Here is a 7,339-nt window from a genome sequence, read left to right as displayed (position 1 = left end):
TGGCGGCTTTGGAGGGTGATTCGCTGCGGCGTCGTGGGTTGGTGGAGCTGGCGCCTGAGGTGGCGATCGGTGCGATGCGGCGGGCGGTCGAGGAAAACCTCACCACCCTCACCGTCGCGGATGTCGACTGGGCGCGGTTCGCTCCGGCGTTCGCCGCTGCCCGCCCCCGGCCCCTCATCGCCGACCTGCCGGAGGCCCGGGAAGCACTCGCCCCCGCGGCCACCGGGAACGACGGCGGCGCCGGTGAACTCGGCACCCTGCTCGCGGGTATGCCCGCGGCCGAACGGGAGCGGCATGTCGTCGGTCTCGTCTGCGCCGAGACGGCCCGGGTGCTCGGCCACCCCGACACCTCCGCCGTCTCCACCGGACGGGCCTTCCGCGACCTCGGCTTCGACTCGCTCACGGCGGTCGAACTGCGGAACGCCCTGACCGCCGCCACCGGACTGGCACTGCCCAGCACGCTGGTCTTCGACCATCCGACCCCGGCCGCCCTGGCGGGCCGCCTGCTGGCGGGCCTCGTCGACACCGGAGCGACGTCCGTCGTCCCGGTCCTGGCCGAACTCGACAAACTGGCCGGTCTGCTGGCCGCTGCGGAGCTGGAGGACGCCGAGCACACCAGCGTCACGGTGCGCCTGCGCACCCTGCTGTCCCAGTGGACGAGCACCGAGGCCGAGACAGCGGGACGCGAAGGCGTCGCCGGAAAGCTCGACTCGGCCACCTCCGACGAGGTGTTCGACTTCATCGACCGTGAACTCGGTCTCTCCTGAACCCGTACGACCTTCTGAATGCGTTTGGTGGATGGCAATGGCGACGAATGAAGAGAAGCTGCTCGACTACCTCAAGCGCGTGTCGGCGGACCTGCACGAGACCCGGGCTCGGCTCCAGGAGGCGGAGTCCCGTGATCAGGAGCCGATCGCGATCGTCGGGATGGCGTGCCGGTACCCCGGTGACGTGAAATCCCCCGAGGACCTGTGGAACCTGGTCGCGGCGGGCGGTGACGCGGTGGCAGAGTTCCCCGGCGACCGGGGCTGGGATACCGAGGCGCTGTACGACCCGGACCCGGACAACCCGGGAACCAGCACCACACGGGTCGGCGGGTTCATCCGGGACGCGGGCGAGTTCGACCCGGGATTCTTCGGGATCTCCCCGCGCGAGGCCCTCTCCATGGACCCGCAGCAGCGGCTGCTCCTGGAGACCTCCTGGGAGGCGGTGGAGCGGGCCGGTATCGACCCGGTGTCGCTCCGCGGCAGCCGTACGGGTGTGTTCGTGGGGACGAACAGCCAGGACTACGCGACGCTGCTGATGTTCGCGGAGGACGAGCTGGGCGGACACGTCGGTACGGGCAACGCGGCCAGCGTCGTCTCGGGCCGGCTGTCGTACACCTTCGGTCTCGAAGGCCCGGCGGTCACCGTCGACACCGCATGCTCGTCGTCGCTCGTCTCCCTCCATCTCGCGGTGCAGGCGCTGCGGCAGGGTGAGTGCACGCTCGCCCTCGCGGGCGGTGTGACCGTGATGGCGACACCGGGGACGTTCATCGAGTTCTCGCGGCAGAGGGGCCTTGCGGACGACGGCCGGTGCAAGGCATTCGCGGCCGCCGCCGACGGCACCGGCTGGGGCGAAGGCGTCGGCGTACTCCTGGTGGAGCGGCTCTCCGACGCCCGGCGCAACGGTCACCCGGTCCTGGCGGTCGTCCGCGGAAGTGCGGTGAACCAGGACGGCGCTTCCAACGGCCTGACCGCCCCCAACGGGCCCGCACAGCAGCGCGTGATCCGCCAGGCCCTCGCCTCCGCCGGGCTCTCCGCGTCGGACGTGGACCTGGTCGAGGCCCATGGCACCGGCACCCGTCTCGGCGACCCCATCGAAGCCCAGGCCATCCTCGCCACCTACGGCCAGAACCGGCAGAGCCCGCTCTGGCTCGGCTCGCTGAAGTCGAACATCGGCCACACGCAGTCGGCTTCCGGCGTCGGCGGCGTCATCAAGGTCGTCATGGCGCTCCGGAACGGCGTCCTGCCCAAGACGCTGCATGTGGACGAGCCGACCCCGCACGTCGACTGGACGGCCGGGTCCGTGGAACTCCTCACCGAGGCCCGCGCCTGGGAGTCGGAGGGCCCGCGCCGGGCGGGTGTCTCGTCGTTCGGTATGAGCGGCACCAACGCCCACACCATCATCGAGCAGGCCCCGGAGAGCGACCCCGACCCCACCGGGACCCCCGACCCCACCGGGACCCCCGACACCACCGGGACCCCCGACACCACCGGGACCCCCGACCCCGCCGGGACCGCACCCGGCGCTGCCGCCTCCGGTGTCCATGCGGTCCCCGTCTCCGGGCACACCGCCGACGCCCTCGCCGCGCAGGCCGGACGCCTGCTGGAGGTCTCCGGCGGCTCCCTCGCCGACCTGGCGTTCTCGACGGCGACCACCCGCTCCGCGCTGGACCACCGCGCCGTGGTGGTCGCCCGGGACCGGGCCGGGCTCACGGCCGGCCTGGAAGCCCTGGCCGAGGGCCGTTCCGCGGCCGGTGTCGTACGGGGCATAGCCGAGGCGGACCGCCGGGTGGCGTTCCTGTTCAGCGGCCAGGGCAGCCAGCGCCTCGGCATGGGCCGGGAGCTGTACGAGGCGTACCCCGTGTACGCCGAGACCTTCGACGACGTGTGCGCCCGCTTCGAACTCCCGCTGAAGGAAGCCGTCTTCGGCGAGGACGCCGACCGGCTGAACCGTACCGAGTTCACGCAGGCCGCGCTGTTTGCGGTGGAGGTGGCGCTGTTCCGGCTGGTCGAGTCCTGGGGTGTCCGCCCCGACTGTCTCGCCGGCCACTCGGTGGGTGAGATCGCGGCCGCGCACGTGGCCGGGGTGCTGTCCCTGGACGACGCCTGCACCCTGGTCGCGGCCCGAGGACGGCTGATGGGCGCGCTGCCCGAGGGCGGCGCGATGGTTGCCGTCGAAGCCTCGGAGGAGGACGTACGCCCCCACCTGACCGAGGGCATCGACATTGCGGCGGTCAACGGGCCGAAGGCAGTGGTCCTCTCCGGCGACGAGGACGCCGTCCTGACCATCGCCTCGCGCTGGAAGAACAAGCGCCTGCGCGTCAGCCACGCCTTCCACTCGCACCTCATGGACCCGATGCTGGCCGAGTTCCGGGCCACCGTGGAGTCTCTGTCGTACGAGCCCGCCACAATCCCCGTCGCGGGCCAGCCCGCCCACGTCGACGCCGAGTACTGGGTGAACCATGTCCGGGACGCGGTCCGCTTCCACGACGCCCTGGAGCACCTGCGTACCGAGGGCGTGACGTCCTTCCTGGAGATCGGCCCGGACGGGATCCTGTCTGCTCTCGCCGAAGGCGGCGTCCCCCTCCTCCGCCGCGACCGCCCCGAGACGGAGTCCGCGCTCACCGCGCTCGCCCGCCTCCACACCACCGGCACCCCCGTCGACTGGCAGGCACTCCTCACCGGTACCGGCGCCCGCCGCATCGACCTGCCCACCTACGCCTTCCAGCGCAAGCACTACTGGCCCCAGTCCTTCACCACCCTCACCGGCGGCGCCCCCGCCGACGCCGTGGAATCCGCCTTCTGGGAGGCCATCGAGCGCGAGGACACCGCGGAGCTGGCCGCCACCCTCGACCTCGGCGCCGAGGAGCTGACCGGCCTCGTCCCCGCGCTCTCCGCCTGGCGCCGCAAGCGCCGCGAGGAGTCCACCCTCGACTCCTGGCGCTACCGCGTCGTCTGGAAGCCGCAGCCCGACACCCCCGCACCCACCCTGTCCGGCCGCTGGGCCGTCGTGGCTCCGGCCGGTGCGGAGGAGCGCGCCGCGCAGCTGGCGGAACTGCTGGCCGAGTACGGCGCCGATACGTTCGTCACCGCGCCCGGAGCCCTGCCCGACCCGGACACCGTGGCGGGCGTCCTGGCGCTGCCCGCCGATGCCGCGACCCTCGTCGGCCTGGTCCGCGAGGTGTCCGCACCGCTGTGGATTGTCACCGGCGGCGCCGTCTCCGTAGGCCGCTCCGACCGGCTCGGGGACCCCCGGCAGAGCGCCCTGTGGGGCCTCGGCCGGGTCGTCGCCCTCGAACACCCCGAGCGCTGGGGCGGTCTCGTCGACCTGCCCGAAGCCCTGGACTCCCGTACGGGTGCCCGCCTCGCGGCCGCCCTCACCGGCACCGAGGACCAGATCGCGGTCCGGGCCTCGGGTGTCTTCGCCCGCCGCCTGGTGCGCGCCCCGCACGAGCGGATCACCGCCGACGGCGGCTGGACGCCCCGCGGCACCGTCCTGGTCACCGGAGGTACGGGCGCCCTCGGCCGGGAGATCGCCCGCTGGCTCGCCGCGGCGGGCGCCGAGCGGGTCGTCCTGCTCGGCAGGCGCGCCGTCGACCCCGGTCTGGGCGACCGCGTCGAGGCGAGGGCCTGCGATGTCACCGACCGTGAAGCACTCGCCGGGGTCATCGCGTCCCTCCCCGGTCTGACCGCCGTGTTCCACGCGGCCGGTATCTCCCGCTCCACCCTCCTCACCGACCTCGGGCCGGACGAACTCGCCGAGGTCATGGCGGCCAAGACCACCGGCGCCGCGCTGCTCGACGAACTCCTCGGCGACCGCGACCTGGACGCCTTCGTCCTCTTCTCGTCCATTGCCGGTATCTGGGGCAGCGGCGCCGGAGCCGCGTACTCCGCCGCCAACGCCTACCTCGACGGACTCGCCGAACAGCGCCGGGCCCGTGGTCTGACCGCCACCGCCGTCGCCTGGGGCCCCTGGGCGGGCGCCGGTATGGCCGTCGCCGACGCCGACGCCCTGCGCCGCCGGGGGCTGCGCGCCCTCGACCCCGCCCTGGCTGTCGCCGCCCTCCGGCGAGCGCTCGCCGAGGACCAGACCTGCCTCACCGTCGCCGATGTCGACTGGGCGGTCTTCGCCCCCGGCTTCGCCGCCACCGGCCCCCGGCCCCTCCTCGACGAACTGCCCGAGGCCCGGGCCGCCCTGGAGACGCCGGCCGCCGACGGCCACGGCTCGGAGTTCGCCGCCCGGCTCGCGGCGATGGCCCCCTCCGAGCGGGAACGGCATCTGACGGAGCTGGTACGCGCCGAAGCCGCCGCCGTACTCGGACACAGCGGCACCGACGCCGTCGAACCCGGCCGGGCCTTCCGTGACCTGGGCTTCGACTCACTCACCGCCGTCGAACTCCGCAACCGGCTCGGCACCGCGACCGGTATCCGGCTCCCCGCCACCCTCGTCTTCGACCACCCCACCCCCGCCGCGCTCGCCGGCCACCTCCTCGCCGAACTCCTCGGCCGGGCCCCGGACACCGCCGACCCCCGGCTCACGGCGGGCGGCGGTGACGACGAGCCGATCGCCATCGTCGCCATGGGCTGCCGCTTCCCCGGCGGGGTCACCTCGCCCGAGCAGTTCTGGAACCTGATCGCCAACGGCGGCGACGCCGTTTCCACCCTCCCCGCCAACCGCGGCTGGGACACCGACGCCCTCTACGACCCCGACCCCGACAGCGCCGGCACCACCTACGCCCGGGAGGGCGGCTTCCTCCACGACGCCGACCGCTTCGACCCCGCGTTCTTCGGCATCTCGCCGCGCGAGGCCCTCGCGATGGACCCGCAGCAGCGCCTGCTCCTCGAAGTCGCCTGGGAGGTCTGCGAACGCGCGGGCATCGACCCGTCGTCCCTGCGCGGCAGCCGTACCGGAGTCTTCGCGGGCACCAACGGCCAGGACTACGTGCCCATGCTGCTCAGCAGCGAGGAGAGCGTCGAGGGCTATATCGGGACGGGCAACGCCGCCGCCGTCTTCTCCGGACGCATCTCCTACGCCCTCGGCCTCGAAGGACCGGCGATCACCGTCGACACGGCGTGCTCGTCGTCCCTTGTCGCCCTCCACCTGGCGGTGCAGTCGCTCCGGCAGGGCGAGTGCACGCTCGCGCTCGCGGGCGGCGCCACCATCATGTCGACACCGGGCACGTTCATCGACTTCAGCAGGCAGCGCGGTCTCGCCTCCGACGGCCGGGTGAAGGCGTTCGCGGCCGCCGCGGACGGTACGGGCTGGGGCGAGGGCGTCGGCCTGCTGCTCGTGGAGCGGCTCTCCGACGCCCGGCGCAACGGCCACCAGGTGCTCGCGGTCGTGCGCGGCAGCGCCGTCAACCAGGACGGTGCGTCGAACGGTCTGACCGCGCCCAACGGGCCTTCGCAGCAGCGGGTGATCCGCCAGGCCCTGGCCTCCGCCGGTCTGACGGCCGCCGATGTGGACGCGGTCGAGGCCCATGGCACCGGCACCACCCTCGGCGACCCCATCGAGGCCCAGGCCCTGCTCGCCACCTATGGCCAGGACCGCCCGGACGGCGAGCCGCTCTGGCTGGGCTCGGTGAAGTCCAACATCGGCCACACCCAGGCCGCCGCCGGTGTCGCGGGCATCATCAAGATGGTCATGGCCATGCGTGAAGGCGTGCTGCCGCGCACCCTGCACGTGGACGAGCCCACCCCGCACGTCGACTGGTCCGCCGGTGCCGTACGACTTCTGACGGAGCCCCGGAGCTGGCCCGAGCTGGAGCGCCCGCGCCGCGCCGCCGTCTCCTCCTTCGGTATCAGCGGCACCAACGCCCACACCGTGCTGGAACAGGCCCCCCAGCTCCAGGATCAGGATCAGGATCAGGATCAGGATCAGGAACGGCACACTGTGGCCCGGCGCGCGCTGCCCGCCGTACCGCTGGTGCTCTCGGGACGCGGCTCCGGCGCCGTACGCGAGCAGGCCGCCCGGCTGATCGCACACTGGGAGGCCGCCCCCGGACCGGCCCTGGCCGATATCGCCTACTCGGCGGCCACCGGCCGGGCAGCGCTGGACAACCGGGCGGTCGTCGTCGCCACGGACCGGGAGACGGCCCTCGACCGGCTCGCCGCCGTCGCCCGCGACGGCGCCCCCGCCCACATCCCGGGCCGGCTGGCGTTCCTGTTCAGTGGCCAGGGCAGTCAGCGGCTCGGCATGGGACGTGAGCTTTACGAGACGTTCCCGGTCTACGCGGAGGCGTTCGACGCGGTCTGCGCCCATCTGGACACGGAACTCGACCGTCCGCTCCGCGATGTGGTGTTCGGCGAGGACGCTGACCGGCTGAACCGGACCGAGTTCACGCAGGCGGCGCTGTTCGCGGTCGAGGTGGCGCTGTTCCGGCTGGTCGAGTCCTGGGGTGTCCGCCCCGACCACCTCGCCGGCCATTCGGTGGGTGAGATCGCGGCCGCGCATGTCGCCGGGGTGCTGTCTCTGGAAGACGCCTGCACCCTGGTCGCGGCGCGCGGCCGGCTGATGGGTGCGCTGCCCGAGGGCGGCGCGATGGTCGCCGTAGAAGCCTCGAAGGAGGCCGTAC

The 7,339-nt window shown here is 73.4% G+C and carries 1 protein-coding gene and 1 pseudogene; both read left to right on the top strand.

Features of this window, described 5'->3' with window-relative positions:
• A partial coding sequence (locus ACWDR0_RS34130) for a phosphopantetheine-binding protein (RefSeq protein WP_456355720.1) occupies positions 1-767 on the top strand: 767 nt, incomplete at its 5' end.
• A 79-nt stretch (positions 768-846) separates the two neighbouring features.
• Positions 847-7,339: pseudogene (locus ACWDR0_RS34125) on the top strand (type I polyketide synthase); the annotation flags it as partial.

Source organism: Streptomyces sp. NPDC003691, from assembly GCF_053981115.1.
Note: the sequence above shows the minus strand (reverse complement) of the source record. Positions and strands in the feature narration are given on the sequence as shown.